At 63.0% G+C, this 20,069-nt stretch carries 10 protein-coding genes; 5 read left to right on the forward strand and 5 right to left on the reverse strand.

Annotation, left to right across the window (positions count from 1 at the left end):
• Nucleotides 1-17 precede the first annotated feature (17 nt).
• Complete coding sequence (locus JOD78_RS05685; RefSeq protein ID WP_204726587.1) at nucleotides 18-1,280, forward strand: HNH endonuclease; 1,263 nt, start codon at nucleotides 18-20, stop codon at nucleotides 1,278-1,280.
• 343 nt (nucleotides 1,281-1,623) lie between these two features.
• Here JOD78_RS05685 and JOD78_RS05690 read toward each other — a convergent pair whose 3' ends face one another.
• The gene (locus tag JOD78_RS05690) at nucleotides 1,624-4,197 is read right to left on the reverse strand and encodes an EAL domain-containing protein (RefSeq protein WP_209566820.1); all 2,574 of its coding nucleotides are present in this window, start codon (nucleotides 4,195-4,197) and stop codon (nucleotides 1,624-1,626) included.
• A 360-nt stretch (nucleotides 4,198-4,557) separates the two neighbouring features.
• On the opposite strand from JOD78_RS05690, the gene JOD78_RS05695 reads away from it, so the two are divergent.
• Nucleotides 4,558-5,748, forward strand: a complete 1,191-nt coding sequence (locus JOD78_RS05695) for an MFS transporter (RefSeq protein ID WP_209566822.1) — start codon at nucleotides 4,558-4,560, stop codon at nucleotides 5,746-5,748.
• A 27-nt stretch (nucleotides 5,749-5,775) separates the two neighbouring features.
• Here JOD78_RS05695 and JOD78_RS05700 read toward each other — a convergent pair whose 3' ends face one another.
• From JOD78_RS05700 to JOD78_RS05715, 4 genes are all read right to left on the reverse strand, one after another.
• A complete protein-coding gene (locus JOD78_RS05700) occupies nucleotides 5,776-7,230 on the reverse strand; it encodes a TolC family protein (protein ID WP_209566824.1) in 1,455 nt (484 codons plus the stop codon).
• Entirely contained in the window at nucleotides 7,220-8,563 is a 1,344-nt protein-coding gene (locus JOD78_RS05705) for an HlyD family type I secretion periplasmic adaptor subunit (protein WP_209566826.1), read from the reverse strand. Before JOD78_RS05705 ends, JOD78_RS05700 begins: the two co-directional genes overlap by 11 nt.
• Complete coding sequence (locus JOD78_RS05710) at nucleotides 8,560-10,737, reverse strand: type I secretion system permease/ATPase (RefSeq protein ID WP_209566828.1); 2,178 nt, start codon at nucleotides 10,735-10,737, stop codon at nucleotides 8,560-8,562. The genes JOD78_RS05705 and JOD78_RS05710 overlap by 4 nt, the downstream gene beginning before the upstream one ends.
• Before the next feature lie 91 nt (nucleotides 10,738-10,828).
• On the reverse strand, nucleotides 10,829-14,416 hold the full coding sequence (locus tag JOD78_RS05715; RefSeq protein ID WP_245201984.1) for a calcium-binding protein: 3,588 nt from the start codon (nucleotides 14,414-14,416) through the stop codon (nucleotides 10,829-10,831).
• 781 nt (nucleotides 14,417-15,197) lie between these two features.
• On the opposite strand from JOD78_RS05715, the gene JOD78_RS05720 reads away from it, so the two are divergent.
• From JOD78_RS05720 to JOD78_RS05730, 3 genes are all read left to right on the forward strand, one after another.
• Entirely contained in the window at nucleotides 15,198-16,184 is a 987-nt protein-coding gene (locus JOD78_RS05720) for a helix-turn-helix domain-containing protein (RefSeq protein ID WP_134135913.1), read from the forward strand.
• A 696-nt stretch (nucleotides 16,185-16,880) separates the two neighbouring features.
• Nucleotides 16,881-18,242, forward strand: a complete 1,362-nt coding sequence (locus tag JOD78_RS05725; protein WP_209566830.1) for a DUF1329 domain-containing protein — start codon at nucleotides 16,881-16,883, stop codon at nucleotides 18,240-18,242.
• 40 nt (nucleotides 18,243-18,282) lie between these two features.
• On the forward strand, nucleotides 18,283-19,974 hold the full coding sequence (locus tag JOD78_RS05730) for a DUF1302 domain-containing protein (RefSeq protein ID WP_209566832.1): 1,692 nt from the start codon (nucleotides 18,283-18,285) through the stop codon (nucleotides 19,972-19,974).
• The last annotated feature ends 95 nt before the right edge of the window (nucleotides 19,975-20,069 follow it).

Consider the following 20,069-nt stretch of genomic DNA (forward strand, 5'->3'; position numbering starts at 1 on the left):
AAACAAACCAGTTACATATGCCCAAATACATCGAGTTAGCGCAGTATCTAAAAAATCTCAAAGAAGATGAAATTACGCTCTCGCTCCCGGAAATCGAAAAAATTCTTGGATATCCACTTGAGCCATCCGCATGGCAATATCCAACTTTCTGGACCAATACGGACCATCCAACACGCCCAATCGGGCGCCGTCTGAAAGAAGTCGGTTGGGAACGCCTTTCAACAAAGCTTAAGTCGGCGCAAAAGGTTACCTTCGGCCGAATCAATCGTGAGTCAAGGCCGGCGCTGGAGGCTATGCGACCAAGCGGCAAGTCAACAATTTACGACTTACTAAAATCTGCCAACATTTCCACAGACGACTGGCACGTCAACGCGTTAGGCGAGCCGGTCATAGGTTTCAAAACCAACCCGAAGTATTGCTACAACTGGTCTTTCGGCTCAGTCCTTGAAGGTTTCGCATTTTGCATTTGGCACAAATACCTGCGCGAAAATAATGACGATATTGTTTTCAGCGAGAATATTCGGGCAATCGCAGCAGAGAGGCAACTACGAGCGAGCGACATGACGCTCAGCAAAAAAGAGAGGTATCAAGCAACTTCTCAAGCAAGGCGGGCCAAGGAATTCGACATCGCTTTGGCTAGCTCATTCAAAAGCCGTCTCCCCTTGCGCGCTATCATCTCAGATGGAGCGGGTGGCGATGAAGAGCAAGAGGGCAAGCGTTCACACGTCAATTCTCGCTATCTTGATACCGCCATTTGGTACATCCATGAGTACGATAATGAAACCGGCGATGTTCTTTTAGTTCGAGGTAAAAAGCCTGACTACCTTCTCGATGTTCCTCTGGACAATCAAAATGAGGACGGAGATGAAGATAATTTCTCTCCGAATGACCGCACTCCAGATAAGGTACAGCTGAGAGCTATTTACATTCGGCAAGGCCAGTATCTCTTCCGCACCAAAGTCCGCAATGCCTATAGAGATACGTGCGCCGTCACTGGCTGCCAGGTGGTGGACATATTGGAAGCTGCCCACATCCGGCCTCATGCAATTGAGCCGAACACCCACGTCACAAACGGCTTACTCCTCCGTTCCGACATTCACACATTATTCGACCTTCATAAGCTTTGCATCGATGAGGAATTCAAGATACGGGTCTCAAAGAGCCTGCTGAATTCTGAATATGGAAAATACGACGGCCAGCTATTGACCTTGCCGCTCTCGCAGAAGCAGCATCCGAATGCCGATGCCCTTCGAGAACGAGCAGAGCAGTTTGTGGAATAGCTATAGCATCTTACTTACTATCCCACCGTCACCATGATGAAAACAAAGCTCAAAGACTTCGTACAGCATCTCTATCATGAAGTAGAAGATGAAGTCGAAGCGGCGCGCTATCTTGAAGAAGCCTTGCCCTTGATTGGCATCATCGTCATGTACTTCAACCAGTTGGAGAAGCATCTCGACGACGCTATATGCTCATTGATTTCATCTAGGTCTGACGCGATAGGACTGTTGGTGATTCACGGAATGGCGTACGGTGCAAAAGTCGAACTATTCAAGCGCATTAGTGACGACCGCCAAAGATCGCTGAAATACTCCGGCAATCGACTCAACAGGATAACGGCGTTCACGCCCGGCCCCGGCTACCTATCCACGCCACCAGCGCCTGCGCCGCCATCGGCCGCGCAAACAGATAACCCTGCACGAACGCACAGCCCATGCCTCGCAGCAGTTCGGCCTGCTCCTCGGTCTCCACGCCTTCGGCCACGCACTCCATCTGCTGCGAGCGCGCGATGCCGATGATGGCCGGTAGCAGCGACGAGGCGCGTCCCTCTTCGCTCACGCGCAGGATGAAGGAGCGATCCAGTTTCACGCAGTTGAAATCAAAATTGTGCAGCGTCGACAAGGAGGAATAGCCAGTACCAAAATCATCCAGGCACAGTCCGAACCCATACGTGCTCAACTGACGGAACTGCGCCTGCAGATGATGCGAGTCATCGATGAGCAGACTCTCGGTAAGCTCCAGCGTGATCATCGGCGGAGCCACGCCGGCATTGAGAACGATGTCGCGCACCTGCTCAAAGAAGTGCACGTTCATCGCCTGCCGCACCGAAACATTCACGTGCGCCGTGAATCCTTCCGGCAGGATGCCCAGCGCCTGCCACTGCGCCACATCGGCCGCCACCTTGCGGAAGGCCAGCGCACCCAGCTGCGAAATACGCTCGCTGCGTTCGGCCAGCGGAATGAATTCGGCTGGCGAGACCGCGCCGAAGGCCGGCGAGTGCCAGCGCATCAGTGCCTCCACGCCGTGCAGCGCACCGCTGCGCAGATCGCAGATGGGCTGGTAGACCATGCTGAACTCGGCCTCCAGCGTGGCGGCGTCCATGGCCGCCAACAGCGCCTGCACCCGTTCTTCGCGCGCCAGCATGGCCGGCTGGAACACGCAGTAACCGCCACCGCCCGGCTGCTGCGCCTGGCGCAATGCAATGGCGGCATTGGCCAGGCTCTTTTCCATGGCGGCCTTGCTGCGCTGTTCGCAAATACTCACGCCAAAACTCAGGAATACGCGCACCTCTTCCGCCCCACCGGTCGACAGCACCAGTTCGGACTTGCTGCGCAGGCGCATGAGCATGTCTTCATGGTCGACAGGCGCACCCAGCATCACCACGGCGATACGGCTCTCGCTGTAGCGGCAACGGACCAGCCGCTGCGCCGCAAAGTCACCCCACACAGGAGCCACCTGCTGGCACAGGCTCTGCCACAGGTGACGCAGCGCGACCTTGTTGAGCGTATCGGCCAGGACCACATAGTTGTTGATCTCCACCATGCAGACCGTGGCCTGTTCCCACGCGCTCTGCTCCAGCCGCTCGGCTGCGCCGATCAGGCTCAGGAGGCCGCTTTCCTGATCGCGGTCGACCTTGTCGCGCAGTTCGTGATACAGCCTGTAGAGATTGCCGGCCATGCGCTCGACGGCATCCTGCACCGAGACGATTTCCTCGATGGCCCAGCCTTTGGGATAGAGCAGCTCGAAGCGATGCGTCCCGCTGGCCTCGCGAAAAGCCACCTGCTCGGCCTGATGGCGCAGACGCATCAGCGGCGAAGTGATGCTGCCGCGATACAGGCGGATCAGGACCAGGCCGCCGACCAGCATGACCGCGAGTGCGACCCAACTGATCCAGAAGATGCCATCGAACACCGACAGCAGTTCGGAGCGGGACGAAATCACCAGCACCCGATAACCGGCCAGTTCAGCGGGTGCACCGTCGATCTTCGACAGCGGCTGCTGGTAAATCAGGAACTTGCCGTTGGCATCGGTCTTGAGATTGACCATGCGCGAACGGTCCGCCAGGCGCGCAATGGCCAGTTCGGTAAAACGCGCGCGGCTGCCAGGCGGCTGGTCGATCAGGAAGCGCTTGTCGGCGGCACTGAGGCGGTCCGATTGCAGCAGTACGCGTTCATTGTCATCGACGATGAAGACCCCCGCCACCAGCGACTGCTGGACTGCCGCATCCAGCAGATGCTGCAGCCGCGCCTGCGAGAGATCGACGGCAATCACGCCTTGATCTTCCGGCGAGCGATTGACGGGACAAGTCATGGACGCATTCCACTGCGCATCGGCTCCCATGCTGAAGTAGATCGCGGAGACCTGCGGGCATTCGGCGGTGGCATTCACATACCAGGGACGCTGGCGGGCGTCGTAGTCGGGCGTGACGGACAACGGCGCAAGGTGCTCGCCGTCGGGGCGCTGGTCGAAGTGTTGCAGGCCGGGATGGGCGTCATCCTGCAGGTAGTAGTCGAGGCTGCCGTAGCCCTTGAGATTGACGGCAATCAGCTGGCCACGGTTGTTGCCGAACTGGATGTAGGAAAAGCGCGGCTCCTCGGCATTCTCGCGGCGCGCCAAGGACTCGATGAAGCGGGCCAGCGAACGCAGATCGCCATGCAGGGGGATCGAGGATTCCAGCATCAGGCCCTGCATCTGCTTGATGAACACCCCGCCCGCCAGGTACTCGGAGCGGAAGCCCTCCAGCACGCGATTGAGTTCGCGCTCCAGCAGCGGCTGCACGATCTTCTCTTCCAGGTCATGCTGCAGCCAGAAAAAACCGGCCGCGCCGAACGCCGCCAGGCAGCCCAGGAAACAGATCAGCGCGCCCGCGATGAGCTGCCCGATCTTCCACTGGTGATGTTTGTTGAGAAATCGCATTTCCCCTTCCCCGCCGCTGTTGCGCGTGCTGTAGTGAGCCAAGCTCTCTGGCTGGTGCTCCCCGTCTTGCTTGATATCGCTTGATATCGCTTGATATCGCTTGATATCGCTTGATATCGCCTGATATTGCGTGGTGATGCGTGGCGATGGGGGGCCTCGCGCTCCGCTGCGGCCCTCTGCTGTCACTGCGTCCCGGCTTCAGGCTATCAGGCTTCCGCTGTCCGACGCTATCAGGAAAAGCATGAACGCGTGTCTTTTCCTACAATCATGGTCTTGATGCCTGGCCGCAACGGATTTGCCGTGCGGGAAAGCGCAGGCATCCTTATTTTTTCCGGCCAGTCCGGTAACGCGATTTTGTCCATGCATCCCTTCACCGCCCTGCTCCTGCTGACCGCCATCCAGATCGCCACCTCCTTTGCCGCGACCGCCGTGCTGACCATCTCGCCCCTGCTGGCCGAGACGCTGGGCATTTCCGTCAGCTGGGTCGGGGTCTACACGGCGGTGCTCTACGCGGCGGCGGCCTGCTCGTCGATCTGGTTCGGCAACCGCGTCCATCGGCTCGGCGCATTCCAGGTCAGCCGCTGGTGCCTGGCGCTCTGCGCCCTGGGGATGCTGCTCATCGCGACCACCCACGTGGCAGGGGTGCTGGCCGGCAGCGTACTCATGGGCATGGGCTACGGCGGCATCACGCCCGCCAGTTCCTACTTCCTCAGCCAGAGCGGCCCGCTGAAAAACCGCAGCCTGCTGTTCTCGATACGGCAAAGCGGCGTCCCCGCCGGGGCTGCACTGGCGGCCTTGCTGGTGCCGCTCATGACGCAGCATGTCGGATTGCTGTGGGCCTTCGTGGCGCCGGGCCTGATCGGCCTGCTCGGTGCGATCGCCTTCAACAGCAAGTCGGCGCAAGACCACGACCCGGCCCCGGCGGCCAGCAAAGGCGCAGCATCCGCAGAGAGCGTCTGGTCGCTGCTGCGCAGCCATCCGCCACTGCGCATCCTGACGCTGGTGGCCTTCCTGTTCTCGGGCTTGCAGGTCACTGCCATTGCCATGCTGCTGCCCTTCCTGCACGGCTTCCAGCAGATGTCGATCGAACAGGCCGCCATGCTGCTGACGCTGTTCAATCTGGTGGGTGTGGTGTTCCGGCTGATCTGGGGCCGCTGCGTTGACCGCGGCGTGCCGGCGCTGCGCATGCTGGCCGTCTCCGGCCTGCTGGGCACGCTGGGCTTTGCCATTCTCGCGTGGTCGGCCTTTGCGCCCACACCGATGCTGATGTTCCATGCGGCCGCCGCCGCGCTCGGGGTGGCCGTGGTGGCCTGGAATGGCGTGCTGTTCTCGGAGATCGCCTTCCTCGTGCCGCGCGCCCAAGTGGGCCGGGCCACCGGGCTGTGCGTGTTTGCCGGATTCATCGGCGTGGTGCTCATGCCCACCGTACTGACCCTGGCCATCGAGCAGCGCACCGCCTCCGGATTGGTGTTCGCGCTGGGCGCAGCGCTGTCGATGCTGGTCGGCTGGCAGACCTGGCGCCGCGCAGCGCGCCCAGGCCAGGCAACCTGATTCGCCTGCGCCACCAGTCGCGCGCGCTCACCGGCGTGCGGCCTTGGTGAAGCTGACCCGCCCCATCTCGCCGGCATTGGCCAGCAGGCGCAATCGCGCCGAGCGCCACTCGCCCAGCGCACGGATGCGTTCCAATTCGGCATCGGCCAGGGCCGTCTGGGCGTTGAGCATCTCCACGATATCGGCCGCACCCGTGTCGTACTTGCGCCGCACCGACTCTACCGAGCGCTGCGCCGCTTCCAGCAGGGCGCGTGCAGAAGCCATGCTGCGCAAGGCGGTGGTCGCCTCTGCATAGGTAGTGGCGATGTCGCCCAGCACCTGCGCCTGTACTTCACGCAGCTCGGCCTCGCGCATCTCCAGTTGGGCCTGCGCGCCATCGACCTTGTAGCCGTTGGCAAAGCCATCGAAGATCGGGATGGTCAGGTTCAGTCCGACCACCGTATCGCGATCGCCGCGACTGCCGGGCTGGTTCGGACGGCCGTTGATGTAACGGCTGGCCGTCATGTCCAGCGTCGGCAGGCCGTCGGCCACGGCGACTCTCACCTTCTCGCGGGCGGCCTCCACCTGGCCGCGTGCGGCCAGGATGGCCGGGTGATACTGCCGGGCCGATTGCAGCCAGCCCGGCAGGTTCTGCTCCAGCCCGAGCGGATCCTCCTCGGTCTCCGAGGACAGCGTGATGACCGGTACGTCGCCCGCCTCGTCCAGCAAACCCAGGCCCACGGCCAGCATCACCACGCTGCGCTTGTACTGGCCGATGGCGCGCGCCAGTTCCAGCTCGGCCCTGGCCACGAAGGTGCGTGCCTGCAAGGTCTCAGGCAGGGCACCCACGCCGCGCTGCTCGCGCTTGATGGCGGCCTCCAGGATCTGGCGTGCCAGCGCCAGGCTGCGCTCGCGCGACTGCTGTGCAGCGCGCGCGCTGTGGGCGTCGTAATACAGGCCGACGGCATTGCCCATGGCTTTCTGCAGGGTGGCGTCCTGACTGGCCGAGGCCGCCTGCAGCAGCACATCGGCCGCGCGCTGGTTGGCACTGCGCCCGCCGAAGTCGAGCAGGCGCCAGGTCAGCGTCGCATACAGCGTGCCGATCGAGCGCTTGCTGCTGCCCTGGTCCGACGTGGCGCTCTCGCGGTACTGGCCGACACCCGCCCCGAGGGTCGGCAGGTAGGCTGCACGCGCCTCGCCCAGTTGCGACGACTGCAGCTTGATCGCGGCCCATGAGGCTTGTACCTGGGGCTGATGGCACAGCGCCAGGTCCACCGCATCGACCAGCGTGAGCACCTTGCCGGGCGTGAAGGGGCTGGTTGCGCAGCCCGTTGGACGGTCGTCGCCGGGCAGTATCTTTCCCTTGTCCAGTTCGGGCGGGCGTGCCAGCAAGGGATCGAAGCGCGCAGGCGGGGCCGCACCAGCCGGTGCCGCAAGCAGCGAGACCATCAGGATCAGGGCCGTTACCGCATGGCGCGGTCGCAAAGAGTCATCAACGCTCATGCAAAGCCTCCTTCTGATGCCGCATCAACGGCGACAGCACATACTCGATCACGCGCCGGCTGCCGGTGCGAATCCCGACATTGACGGCCAGCCCGGCCGACAGCGGCAAACTCCGACCATCGACATTCAAGCTGTTGCGGGAAAGCAGGATGCGCGCGGAATAGACCAGGCCCTTCTTCTCATCCTGAATGGCATCGCGCGAGACATGCACCACGCGCGCCGGGACGGTGCCGTACTTGGTGTAGTCGAAGGCATCGATCTTGACCTCGACCTCCTGCCCGATGCGCACGAAGCCGACGTCCTTGTTCTCCAGCCAGGCCTCGATCTCGATGTCGCCCTCCTCCGGCACGATCTGCATCAGCGGTTGGGCGGCCGCCACCACACCGCCCACGGTATGCACGGCCAGCTGCTGCACGGTGCCGCTGACGGGGGCCATCAGCGTGAGCAGGCGGCTGCGCTCTTCGGCGCGGCGCTGGTCCTGCTGTGCGGATTCGATGATCTTCTCGGCTTCGATGCGACTGTCGTGGGCTTCCTTCTGCGTCAGCGCCAACAGCGCGGTGCGCTGGTTGCGGGCCTCGCTCAACTGGCCTTGCAGATCCACCCTCGCCTGCTCTTTCTCCAGCCATGCATGACGCGAGACGGTGTTGTCGGCCATCAGCTCCTTGTAATCGGCGGCACGCGCGCTGGCCAATTGCAAGGCCGCTGCGTAGCGCGTGATCTCGTCATCGATCCGGGCCAGGCGCGCCCGGAAGTCCTGGTACTGGCCCTGCAACTGGCGCTCGGCCGAGTCCCGCTGCGCGCGGCCTGCGCCGCCAAGCTCCGCCAGCTGCGGCGCCTGCAGCTGCTGCACCGCCTGCATCATGGCCGCCGCGCCCGCCACCTGCAGCCGCGCCTGGGCCACGGCGTCGGCGGCCTTGTCGCGTTCGGCATCACTGCTGGTGGCATCGAGTTCCATGAGGATCTGGCCGACTCGCACGCGCTGTCCTTCCCTGACCAGGATGTCGCGCACGCTGGCCACCTCGATGGACGCGATGGTCTTGATGCGGGCCGAAGGAATGACCTTGCCGGTAGCGTTGACCACGATGTCGATGTGGCCCACCAGCGACCACAGCAGCGTGAGCAAGACCATCGCCATCAGCAGGCGCGCAGTCCAGCGCAGGCTGGCCGAATCGGGCGACTCCTGCAGCGACAGCGCGGCCGGCAGGAACTCGGCTTCCTGCTCGTTGTAGAAGCCGCTCTTGCGCGGATCGCGCTGGCGCCACGCATGCCGCAGTACGCGCCCATAGCGCTGCCACAGCGCCAGCCAGGCCCGGGAACGATGATGCAGACTCATGGTGTCTCCCCTTGCAATGGCTTGCCGGCCTGCAGCGCACACAGATGCGCATAGATGCCATCGGGCAGCATGAGCAATTCCTCATGGCTGCCGCTCTCGACGACGCTACCGCGCTCCATGACCACGATGCGGTCGGCATCACGCACGGCTGACAGGCGGTGCGCGATGATGAGCACGGTGCGCCCGGCACAGATCTGGCGCATGTTGTCCTGGATGATTTTTTCGGATTCGTAGTCCAGCGCGCTGGTGGCCTCGTCAAAGATGAGGATGCCGGGATTGCTGATGAGTGCGCGCGCAATGGCGATGCGCTGGCGCTGTCCGCCGGACAGTCCGCTGCCCTGCTCGCCGACAAGCGTGTCATAGCCCTCGGGCAGTTCACAGATGAAGTCATGCGCTCCGGCCAGCTTGGCGGCGGCGATCACCTGCTCGATCGGTGCGGAGGAATCGACCAGGGCGATGTTGTCGCGGATGGAGCGCGAGAACAGCGTGTTCTCCTGCAGCACCACGCCGATCTGCTGGCGCAGCGAGGCGGTGTCGATGATGGCGATGTCCTGCCCATCGACGGTCACGCGGCCGCTCTCGCAGACGTAGAGCCGCTGCACCAGCTTGGCCAGCGTGCTCTTGCCGGACCCGGAGCGGCCGACGATGCCGATCACCTCGCCCGGCTGTATCTGCAGCGTCAGCCCGCGAATGACCTCCGGCGTCTCGGGGCGATAGCGAAAACTCACCCGCTCAAACGCAATCGCGCCGCTCACGCGCGGCAGGCGAGTGCGCTGGCCCGCCACTTCGCTGCGCGCATCGAGCACATCGGCCAGCCGGCTCATGGAAATGCCGATCTGCTGGAAGTCGTTCCACAGCTGTGCCAGACGCAGGATCGGCGCCGCCACCTGGCCGGCCAGCATGTTGAAGGCCACCAGTTCGCCCACGGTCAGGGTGTTGTCCACCACCTGCAGCGCGCCCATCCACATGATGCCCACGCTGACCAGCTTGCTCACCAGGTTCACGCCGCCGTTGGCCACCAGGCTGATGTTGGTGGTGGTGAGACCGGCGGCGACATAGCCGGCCAGTTGCTGGTCCCACTTGCGTTGCCAGTGCGGTTCCACGGCAAGTGCCTTGACGGTGTCCATGCCGGTCAGGGTCTCCACCAGGAAGGACTGGTTCTCGGCGCTCTTGTTGAACTTGTCGTTCAGGCGTGCGCGCAGCACCGGTGTGAAGATCAGGGACAACAGCAGGTAGACCGGGATGGAAGCCAGCACGATCAGCGTCAGCGGCACGCTGTACCAGAGCATCACCGCCAGGAAGATGAAGGAGAACATCAGGTCCAGCACCAGCGTCATGGCATTGCCGGTGAGGAAGCTGCGGATGTTTTCCAGCTCTCGCACGCGGGCAATCGAGTCACCCGCGCGGCGTACCTGGAAGTAGGCCAGCGGCAGGCTCAGCAGATGGGCAAACAGGCGCGCGCCCAGCTCCACGTCGATCTTGCTGCTGGCCTTGGCGAAGATGGCGGTACGAATCCCGGTCAACAGGGCTTCGAAAATGGTGGCGGCGATCAGGCCGACCGCTATCACGTTGAGCGTCATCATGGCGTGGTTGACCAGTACCTTGTCCATCACCACCTGGAAGAACAGGGGCGTCACCAGGCCGATGATCTGCAGCACCAGCGAGATCAGCAGCACCTCGGCCAGCACCTTGCGATACTTGACCACGGCCGGGATGAACCAGGTGAAATCGAAGCGCGAGGACTCGCCCGCATAGCTGGCCTGGCTGGTCATGAGGATCACCTGACCGGCCCAGAGCGCCATGAATTCGCTGCGCGTGAGGACCTGCGGTGCTTGCCCCGGCCGCTGGATCAGGATTCGCAAGGGCGCGCCCGGTGATTCCTGCGGCGCGGCGTCGATCTTGGCCAGCACGAAGAAGTGTCCGGCGTGATCGACGCAAATGGCTGGTACCGGCGTGCGCTCCAGCCTGGCCGCTTGCTGGCGGATGGCGCGCGCCTTCATGCCCAGTGCGCGCGCGCCCAGCAGGATGGTCTGCACGCTGAAGGGCTCGCGGCCGAATCGGTGCTGCAATTGCCGGGCATCGGCTGCGATGCCGTGCAGCTTGGCCAGCATGATCAGGCACAGCAAGCCGCTGTCCGTCCCCGCCTGGCCGGGGTCGTGGTCCGTCTGGTTCATAGGATTTCCGAGAGGGTTGCTTCGAGGATGGTGGGTCAAGGACGGCCGCTGCCCTGCTTGCCGGCCGCCTTGACGGACCGTGGGTCCGTGTTCAGTGGGTCACGGTCAACAGCACCTGGTCCGCACTGGACTGGCCGCTGCGCCACTCGGTCTGGGTCGCCGCCGGCGGTGCGAAGCTGGCCATGGCCTGCACCAGTTTTTCCACATCGCTGTCGTAGAGGGTGTAGCCCTCGGCGGTCCTGATGCGCTCGATGTGGTTGTCGCTGCCGCTTGCACCGCCGACGTACCAGTCCTTGACGGTGATCTGGTCCTGTCCGCCCAGCACGTCGATCTGCAAGTCATTGCCCACGTGCCGGAACCACAGGCTGGTCTGCCTGATGTCGGTGAACTGCAGCGTATCCAGGTTGCCCTTGGTGGCATCGTTGTCGGCCACCAGGTCCTGGCCATCCCCGCGGCTGAAGACGTAGGTGTCGTTGCCGGCCTGGCCTGCCAGCGTATCGTCGCCACGGCCGCCGGTGAGGATGTTGTTGCCGCGATTGCCGACCAGCTGGTTGTCCAGCGCATTGCCGCTGCCGTTGAGGCTGGCGTCGGTCATCTTGATCGGTGCCACCGTGATGAGCGCATTCGCGCCGTCGACATTGGCCGCGTAACGCAGCTGCTCCATGGTCAGGAAACGGCACATGTCGCTGGCATTGCCCTGGCCGGAATCGGTGATGTAGACGCCTTGCGCAACACCCGTGGCCTCATCGCAAACCACACCGGTGAGCGTGATCACGTGATCGCTGCGTACCGGGCTGCCGTTGTCGCCATGCCCCCACAGCCGTGACGAGCACACGCCGATGATGGCACCTCGGCCTGCCTGCAGGGCGTCCAGCAGCTTCTGCTCCTCATAGCTGGTGAACATCTGGTGGGCCATGTGATAGCTGTCCAGAATCTTGCTGCGTTCGTAGACATTCGTGCCGCCTCCCATGCCGCTGGCATTCTTGGGCGTGCACCAGCCCATCTGGATCGCGCGGCGTACTACATCGGGCTCGCTGACGGACTGGCCGGCGATGGTCAGCAGGTTGGCGATGCTGGCCTCGCCACAAGTGCCGTCGTAACCCGCGATATCGCCGCCCTGGTCGTAGTCGAGGTGGTAGTCATGCGGCGCGCCATAGACCAGCACGGGCTTGCCGTCCATGCTGGCGCGCTGCGGTGTGCCCGCATCCAGCAGCACCAGATTCTCGACGTTCTCCCCGAGGGTAGTGCTGATGCGGGAGTAGACGGTATCGATACCCTCGCCTGCCTGTTCCGTCACCTTGTCGCCGGGGTTGTCGATGAAATAGCTGTCGCTGCCCTTGCCCCCGATCATGGTATCGGCACCAGTTGCGCCGTCGATGACGTTGTCCTGGCTGTTGCCCACGATGAGGTTGTCCAGGCCATTGCCACCGGCGTTGTAGTTGCCGCCTTCCAGCAGGTGCAGCTCTTCAACGAATTCCGTCAGTGCATAGCTGCTGCCGGCCAGCACCGTATCGTAGCCGCCGTTGTCGCGCTCCAGCACCACATCGCCGGGACTGCTGACGACGTAGGTATCGTTGCCGCTGCCGCCTTCCATGTGATCGTTGCCGGCCCCGCCATCGAGATAGTCATCGCCTCCGGCGGTGATGAGGGTATCGTCGCCGGCGCCGCCATGGAGCTTGTCATTGCCCACCACGCTGGCCGGCAATGGCTCCAGCCAGTTGGCGCGGATGTCGCTGCCAACCAGGTAATCATTGCCGTCGCCGCCGTAGAGGATGTCGTCACCATTGCTCCCGGTCAGTTGGTCGTCCCCCTCTTCGCCATGGAGCTGGTCATTGCCCTCGCCGCCATACAGCTTGTCGTTGCCGCTGCCGCCCCGGAGCTGGTCGTTGCCCGCATTGCCCATCAGGCTGTCATTGCCCGCTCCGCCGAAGATCACATCGTCGTCCGAGGGAAGGACCGTCAATCCGAACAGGGACGCGCTGCCGATATCGTTGCCCATGAGGCTGTCATCGCCATCGCCCCCATACAGCCTGTCATTGCCCCAGCCTCCGAACATGCTGTCATTGCCTGCACCGCCATCGATGAGATCGTCACCTTCGCCGCCGGAAAGCTGGTCATCGCCGTCTTCGCCATAGATCCGATCATTGCCGCCGAAGCCGTTGACGCTGTCGTTGCCATTGCCTGCCCAGAGGATGTCGGCCCCGTTGCGGCCAAAGACCTTGTCGTCGCCGTCACCGGCCAGCAGGGTGGTCAGCCGTGCCGGATCGATGACCAGCGCGTAGTCCAGTCCGTTGTTGCCGGCGCTGAGCAGGTCGGCACCATCGGTGCCGATGAGAGTACCCGGCGCACTGCTGACGATCTTGAACTGGTTGACCCGGAAATTGATCACCCCGCCGCCGGGCAAAGACATGCTGTTGTCGTTGTCGCGCAGGGTGCGGTAGTTGCTGGGCGGGACCGGCGGATTCTCCCCCGGAGCACTGGACTGCAAGCGCGCATTGCCGGCAGTGAAGATGCCGTAATCAGTGGCCCGCAGTGCATCGCGTTGCACTCGCTGCAGGGCATCGGCCAGCGCGCTGATCTCGCCGGGCTGGCCGATGCCGTCCTGGTTGGCATCGGACCAGGCCATGAGGCCGGACAATTCCGCGCCACTGAGTTCTCCGTCCCGGTTGCCGTCCAGCGCTGCCAGCTGAGCCGCAGTCACGCCTTGCAGGCGCGCATCGAGAATGCGCCAGCTGCGATCGCTCACCTCATTCCTTGAATCGGCCTCGCTCACCTGGCCTTCGCTGAAGGCCTGCTGCGGCAGGAAGCTGCCGGGATCGAAGCGGCCCGCCTTGCGATAAACGGCGGGGGCATTGGACGAATCCTCCGGTGCGGACGCGGCGGCAGGAACTGGGACCGATGCGTTGGCAGGTGCCGTGGTGGTGCCGCGCGTGATGATTGCTGGCAAGCTTGCCAGCGGCATGAGCACGGGGCAGTAGAGATCGATGGGACAGAGCATCACCTGGCCATCCAACAGAACCGGCACATACACCGGAACCGGCTGACCCGTCTGCACCGACACCGGGGCCGGCGCGACCGGACAGGCGGGTGCCAGCACCGCAGGGGACATGGCCGGGCGCCGCACGCTCCTGGGCGCAGGGGCTGCCGGCGACAGCGCCACCAGCGCCGCAAGGGATGGCGTGGAAGTGGCCGTGGCAGCGGCGGTGGCGGCCGGTGCGCCGGCCGTCTGGGTAGATGCGACAGAGATCTCGCCCGCTGTGAGCGCCGCCTTCTCGGGCAGCCCATGCGCCGCTACAGCCTCACTGACGTCCACCGACGCAAGAGATGAAGGCGGCGGCAGCAGCGGTCTGGACTCGCCGGGCATCGGGCCAGGGATCTTGCCCGCAGCCTTGCTCGCAGCAAGCGGCGCGGAAGTGCTGCCCGTGCTCGTCGTGGAAGATGCCGCCCACAGCAAGCTGCGCGATGGCAGGCCGGCGTTGTCCGAGCCCCTGACGGCAAACTCGGCCGGGCTCAGCGCCACGGCTTCCGCCTTCTTCGCCATGGGCGGGCCCCCAGCGCCAAGGAGAACCGCTGGCGCTGCCGCCCGCGTCTTGCCGGACAGATGCGCCAGCAGCTTCTCGGGCGTCACCAGCGTGATGACAGGCAAGATATCCTTGCGGTGTTCGTTTATTGTTTTCATGTTGTTTTCCCTGAGCGGAGTGCAGCCGATGCGTGGAGGCGGGGCAAAACGTCCGTCTTTCCTCCCTTCGTGGTCCGGGGTGCGCAGCGACCGGCGCGGCGACATGCCGCTGCTCTGTTGTCACTGCAAGCTTGCCCTCCCCAGGGCAGCTTCCGTCGGCGGACGACACAAGGTGTCAACCCGGCCACTTTTGCTGAAAGACAAAACAGTTTTGCCCCGTGGCAATTCAACCCCGGCACAGCTTCCCCGTAAATCGCACCAAAGGGCCGCCATGCCGCTGAAAATGGCGGTCCCCGCCCCATGCGGCTTGCAGGCCAAATGAAAGTTTTTTCCGCGACGCAGCGCGCAAAGCGCCACCCCATGCGACATGCAGCGCCGATCAAATAGATCAAGCGGAAACGATATGAAGATTTCTGTCCATGGACAGCTCGCACGAAACTTCACCTAGGTACAAAACGAAGCGAGCATATTTTCATTTTTGAGACAGTTCGGTGCGTTACCACGAATGCTCTGCCCGCCGCAATACTCCAGAATCCCAATGTGACGAATGCGCCCTTGTGCTTTACCCTGTGATTCAGTAGATTGGCGAAAAAAATGAAAGTCCGAGAGCCACCCTCGAAGGTGCTCCGAGACAACGGAGACGGAAATCAATCACCCTGCCCCTCGCCGCCCGCAGACCTGGTTTGCGGCGTCGATGAGCGTCTTGCTTGCCGTTTCCGGATGTTTGACAGGCTGGTGCGAAATTTGCATCGTCTGACACAAAACAACAGGAGCCCGCGCCATGCATGCCGACCATTTTTCCGTTCACGCCGAACAGTTTTCGGATGTGGACCAGCAAGCCAGTACGCTCACCGGATGGGAGCAGGAGTACCAGCAACTGGGCAGTGGCCGTTTTGTCGGCGCGCTGGCCATGGTGCAGACCGACGAGTTCTGCTTCATCCGCGAGACCACCAACACCGCCCTGCACGAACGCATCGTGCCGCCGCCCGAGCAGATGGTCATCGGCATCTGCAACACCAGTGCCCAAGGCCACCTGCTCAATGGCCGGCCGCTTACGCAGGACCAGTTGATCGTGCTCGATGGCAGCCGGGCGCACCACATCCGCACCAACGGTCCGATCGAATTGCTGGGCATCTCGGTGCAGCGCGAGCTGTTCCTGTCGCAGCTGCACGAGCAGGATGAAGCCAGCGTGCGCAAATGGCTGGACCTGTCCGTGCTGCAGCTCGATGCGGCCACGGCGGGCATGCTGCGCCATTACTTCTCGGTCGCCTTCGATCTCCTCAACACGCCAGCGGGCAAGGCCACGCGGCCGATCAGCCCGCGTGCGCTGGCTTCCACCGCCATCAGCAACGTGGCGCTGGCGCTCTCGCTGAACCAGGGCCATCACGAACTGGAATCGACCCTGCCCTCGCGCCAGCGCCGCGAACGCATCGTGCAGAACGCCATCGACTACATGCGCACGCATGCGGGCGAGGAGATCGGCATCCTCGATGTCTGCCGCGCCACCCACGTGAGCCGCCGCACCCTCCAATACTGTTTCGAGGAACGGCTCGACATCTCGCCGCTGCAGTACCTCAAGGCGCTGCGCCTGAACGCGGCGCATCGCGAAATCAAGCGGCGCAGCGGCGAAGAACGCGGCCACGACACCATCGGCAACCTGGCCGCCCTGTGCGGTTTCAATCATCCCAGCCGCTTCGCCTCGGAATACAAGAAGATGTTCGGCGTCCTGCCTTCGGAAACGGTCATCAAAACGGCCGCACAATCCTGAGTCTGCCGGCACAGTCCGCATTGGTAACGCCGGTTACCAATATGGACTGTGCCGCTGTCCTGGGCAATTTTGGGGCAGAGGTCTAGCCGTTTTTGGCAAAGCTGCCCTGTCTTGGTCCACCACCTCCATCGTCCACTCTCATTTGCACCCGGAGCACGCATCACCATCTGCGCGTGCTCCAGGCAAGCCCGCCTCAAAATACGAGCTTTTCTCACAATAAAACCGACCGGTTGGTTGATTAATATTGTTTCCGGCAACAATCCTGTTTTTGTCACAGGTCAATTCAACGACAAGGGAATAATCCGCTCCATTCTTCGCCTATCAACATCCTGCCGGACAAATCGGTCAGCCTCGCCCTGCAAGCCTTTTTCAAAGCCGATTACAGCGGGGCCGTCTGGTTTTGCACCATCCCCTCCGGGCGTTCCTCCCGAAAATTGCTAAAAGCGGCTAACAGTACCGAGGTGGCCCCTTCTACATTCTCCCTCGTCCACTGCTCCCAAAAAACCACCTATTCAGGACAACGCCATAAGCGAGTCAATTTCCCTGTACGTCAGCGTTTTGTCAGACATGGGGCCCAGCCCGAACGGGTTGTGGCAATAGGAAAGGCCTCCACGCCTTGGGAGCGGTCCGCCATCCGGACTGCGCGGCAGCGCATCCGGCCAACGCACACCCGCATCACAACAAGGGAGAACAACAATGAAGGTCATCCACATGAGCGCCATGGCCCTGGCGCTGGCTGCCACGTTCGCGCAGGCCGCCACGCCCGCCGACCTCGGCGGCAGCCTCACGCCGCTGGGCGGCGAAAAAGCCGGCGGCAACGGCGTGCCGGACTGGAAGGAAGACAACGTGGTCCTGCCCGGCTGGTCCTACGGCAAGCTGCGCCGCGATTTCTTCAAGTACAAGGACGAGAAGAAAACCGAGACCATCGATGCCTCCAACGTCGACAAGTACGCCAGCAAGCTCAGTGCCGGCCAGGTTGCCCTGATCAAGCAGATCAAGGGTTACAAGATGGATGTCTATCCCAGCCACCGTTACTGCAGCGCTCCCGATTTCGTGGTGGAGAACACCAAAAAGAATACCAGCGCCAAGCTCGGCGCCGATGGATGGAGCCTGGCCGAGGCGGTGGTGCCGGGCATTCCCTTCCCCGTGCCCAAGAGCGGCGAAGAGGTCATGTACAACAGCAAGATGCGCTATCGCGGCGTGGCCCTGGAATGGAAGTCCACCATCACCGCCGTCTCACCGCGCAAGGGCAGCAGCGAATGGATCAAGGCCGGGTCGCAGCAGACCATGTTCTTCCCCTGGGCCGCCAAGGGCAGCGTGAATCTCTCGGCCCTGCCGCCGGTGGAGTACTACACCTACTTCGCCTACAACTCGCCCACGGCTCTGGCCGGACAAGCCTTGTCGCTGACCACCTTCCTCAACCAGGCCGGTGGCGAAACTTTTTACTATTTTCCCGGCCAGCGCCGCGTGCGCCGCATGCCCTCCTACGCCTACGACTCGCCGCAGATCGGCATGGAGAACCAGTACACGCTGGATGAGCCCATGGTCTTCAACGGCACCATCGACCGCTTCGACTGGAAGCTGGTCGGCAAGAAGGAAATGTACGTGCCGTATGGCAGCTTCGGTGCCACCGACTTCAAGGCCAAGTTCGAAGACGTGGCCGGTGACGAGTCCATCGCCGAGAGCGCCCGCCGCTACGAGCTGCACCGCGTCTGGGTGGTGGAAGCCACGGTCAAGGCCGGCGTGCGCCACCTCGCGCCCAAGCGCACTTTCTATGTTGACGAGGACAGCTGGAACCTGGTCGCCGCCGATGATTACGACGCACAAGGCAAGCTGTGGAAGCACCGTGAAGCCTACGTGATCCCGGTCTATGAGACCGGCAGCTGCGACCAGGCCGGCTTCGCGCAATACAACCTGGCCGAAGGCCGCTACGTGTTCGACCTGCACGCCGCCGGCACCGGCAAGGACATGGCCTGGGAAGTCGACGGCAAGGGCAATCCGCGCGCCAAGGCCAGCTTCTACAGCGCCGACAACCTGCGTGCCATCAGCGATCGCTGAGCGGTCCTGAGACGGCATCCGCAACGGGAGAGGAACAACAATGAAAAATCATCTGCAAACCAGGGTCATCGCATTGGCCGCCGCCACGCTGTGCAGTGGCGCGGCACAGGCCATCACCTTCGAGGGTGAGACGGTGTCCGGCAATTTCGATTCGACAGTCTCACTGGGTGTGGGCGTGCGCGCCAGCAAGCAATCCTGCGGCCTGATCATCGGCAGCAGTGGCGGCAGTGCAGCGGCCGCCTCCGGCCCCAGTGCGCCGGGTGGCTGTGCCGATGCACTGTCCTCGCTCAATGACCAGGGCGACCTGAACTACAACCGGGGCGACCGCTTCACCACCTATCTCAAAGGCACCCATGAGCTTTTGCTCAACATGCCGGAAGACGTGAAATTCCTGGGCCGCGTGAGCTGGCTGCGCGATTACTCGGCCACTCGCAGCACCGGCAACATCAGTGGAGCCAATACCACCGGCCGCGCGCTGTCGGATGACGCCACCAATGAATTGCATTCCAAGGTGCGCCTGCTGGACCTGTGGGTCAGCAAATCCTTCGACCTGGGCGAGGAACGCGCCCGCATCCGCGTCGGCAATCAGGTGGTGAACTGGGGCGAGAGCCTGTTCATCGCCGGCGGCATCAACCAGACCAATGCCATCGACCTGATGCGCCTGTCCAATCCGGGTACGCAGTTGAAGGAAGCCATCCTGCCCGCCCCGATGGTCAACTTCGCCACCGGCCTTGGCCGTGGATTCTCGGTGGAAACCTATGTGCAGCAAGGCTGGGAGAGCAATTACTTCCCGCCCGTGGGCAGCTACTGGTCGACCGCCACCGTGGGCAGCGGCGCCGATGCGCTGGGTGTGCCGGTCACCGGCCGTCCGCGCTCCACCGGCCAATATGGTGTGGCCCTGCGCTATACGCCGCCGGGTGCCGATGTGAACTTCGGCCTGTACGTGATGAATTACCACGACAAATCGCCCGTGCTGTCGACCGCCAATACCGCCAGCGGCCTGGGCTATTCCTATCTGGAAGACCGCAAGATGGTTGGCCTCTCGGCCAATTTCCCGCTGGGCAACTGGGCCATCGGCACGGAACTGTCGTATCGGCCCAAGGATGCGGTCTCGCTCAACGGCTCGGTGCTGAACGCCAATGGCGGCCTGTGCCAGACCAATGGCAAGTGCTACATCGAGACCGAGAAATACCAGCTGGCCATCACCGGCATGCTCAGCCTGACCCCCAGCGAACACGGTGCCGTGCTCAAGACCCTGGGGGCCGATACCGCCACGCTGATGGTGGAAGCGGTGGCCATCAAGTATCCCAACCTGAAGAGCGCGTATGGCGGCATCCCCGTGGCTGCGGGCCTGTGGGGCTGGGGCTACGACACCACGGCCAATGCCAGCAATACACTGGCCAATGGCGGCAATACTTCCGGCGTGGGCAGCGCGACTTCGTATGGCTACAACTTCGACTTCAGCTGGGTCTACGACGGTTCGGTGATCCCTGGCTGGCAGGTCATTCCCGAGGTCTACTTCTTCCATGCCGTCAAGGGCCGCACGCCCAATGCCACGGCGACTTTCATGGAAGGCGCGAAGATGGCCAACTTCACCGTGACCTTCACCCAGAACCCGGCCAAGTGGCAGGTGGCGCTGAACTTCGCCAAATTCTGGGGAGGAGCCAGCGTGTTCGATCAACCGCTGCGTGACCGCAGCTTCTATGGCATGACCATCAGCCGCAACTTCTGAGGCCGCGCGCCCGGGCCCTCCACGGTCCGGGCGCATTGACGTGCAATCCCGTTTTGCTTGAAGCCGCCTGCGGGCGGCCCGCGTTTTTGAACTCC

The organism is Herbaspirillum sp. 1130, from assembly GCF_017833835.1.
GTDB lineage: Bacteria > Pseudomonadota > Gammaproteobacteria > Burkholderiales > Burkholderiaceae_D > Herbaspirillum > Herbaspirillum huttiense.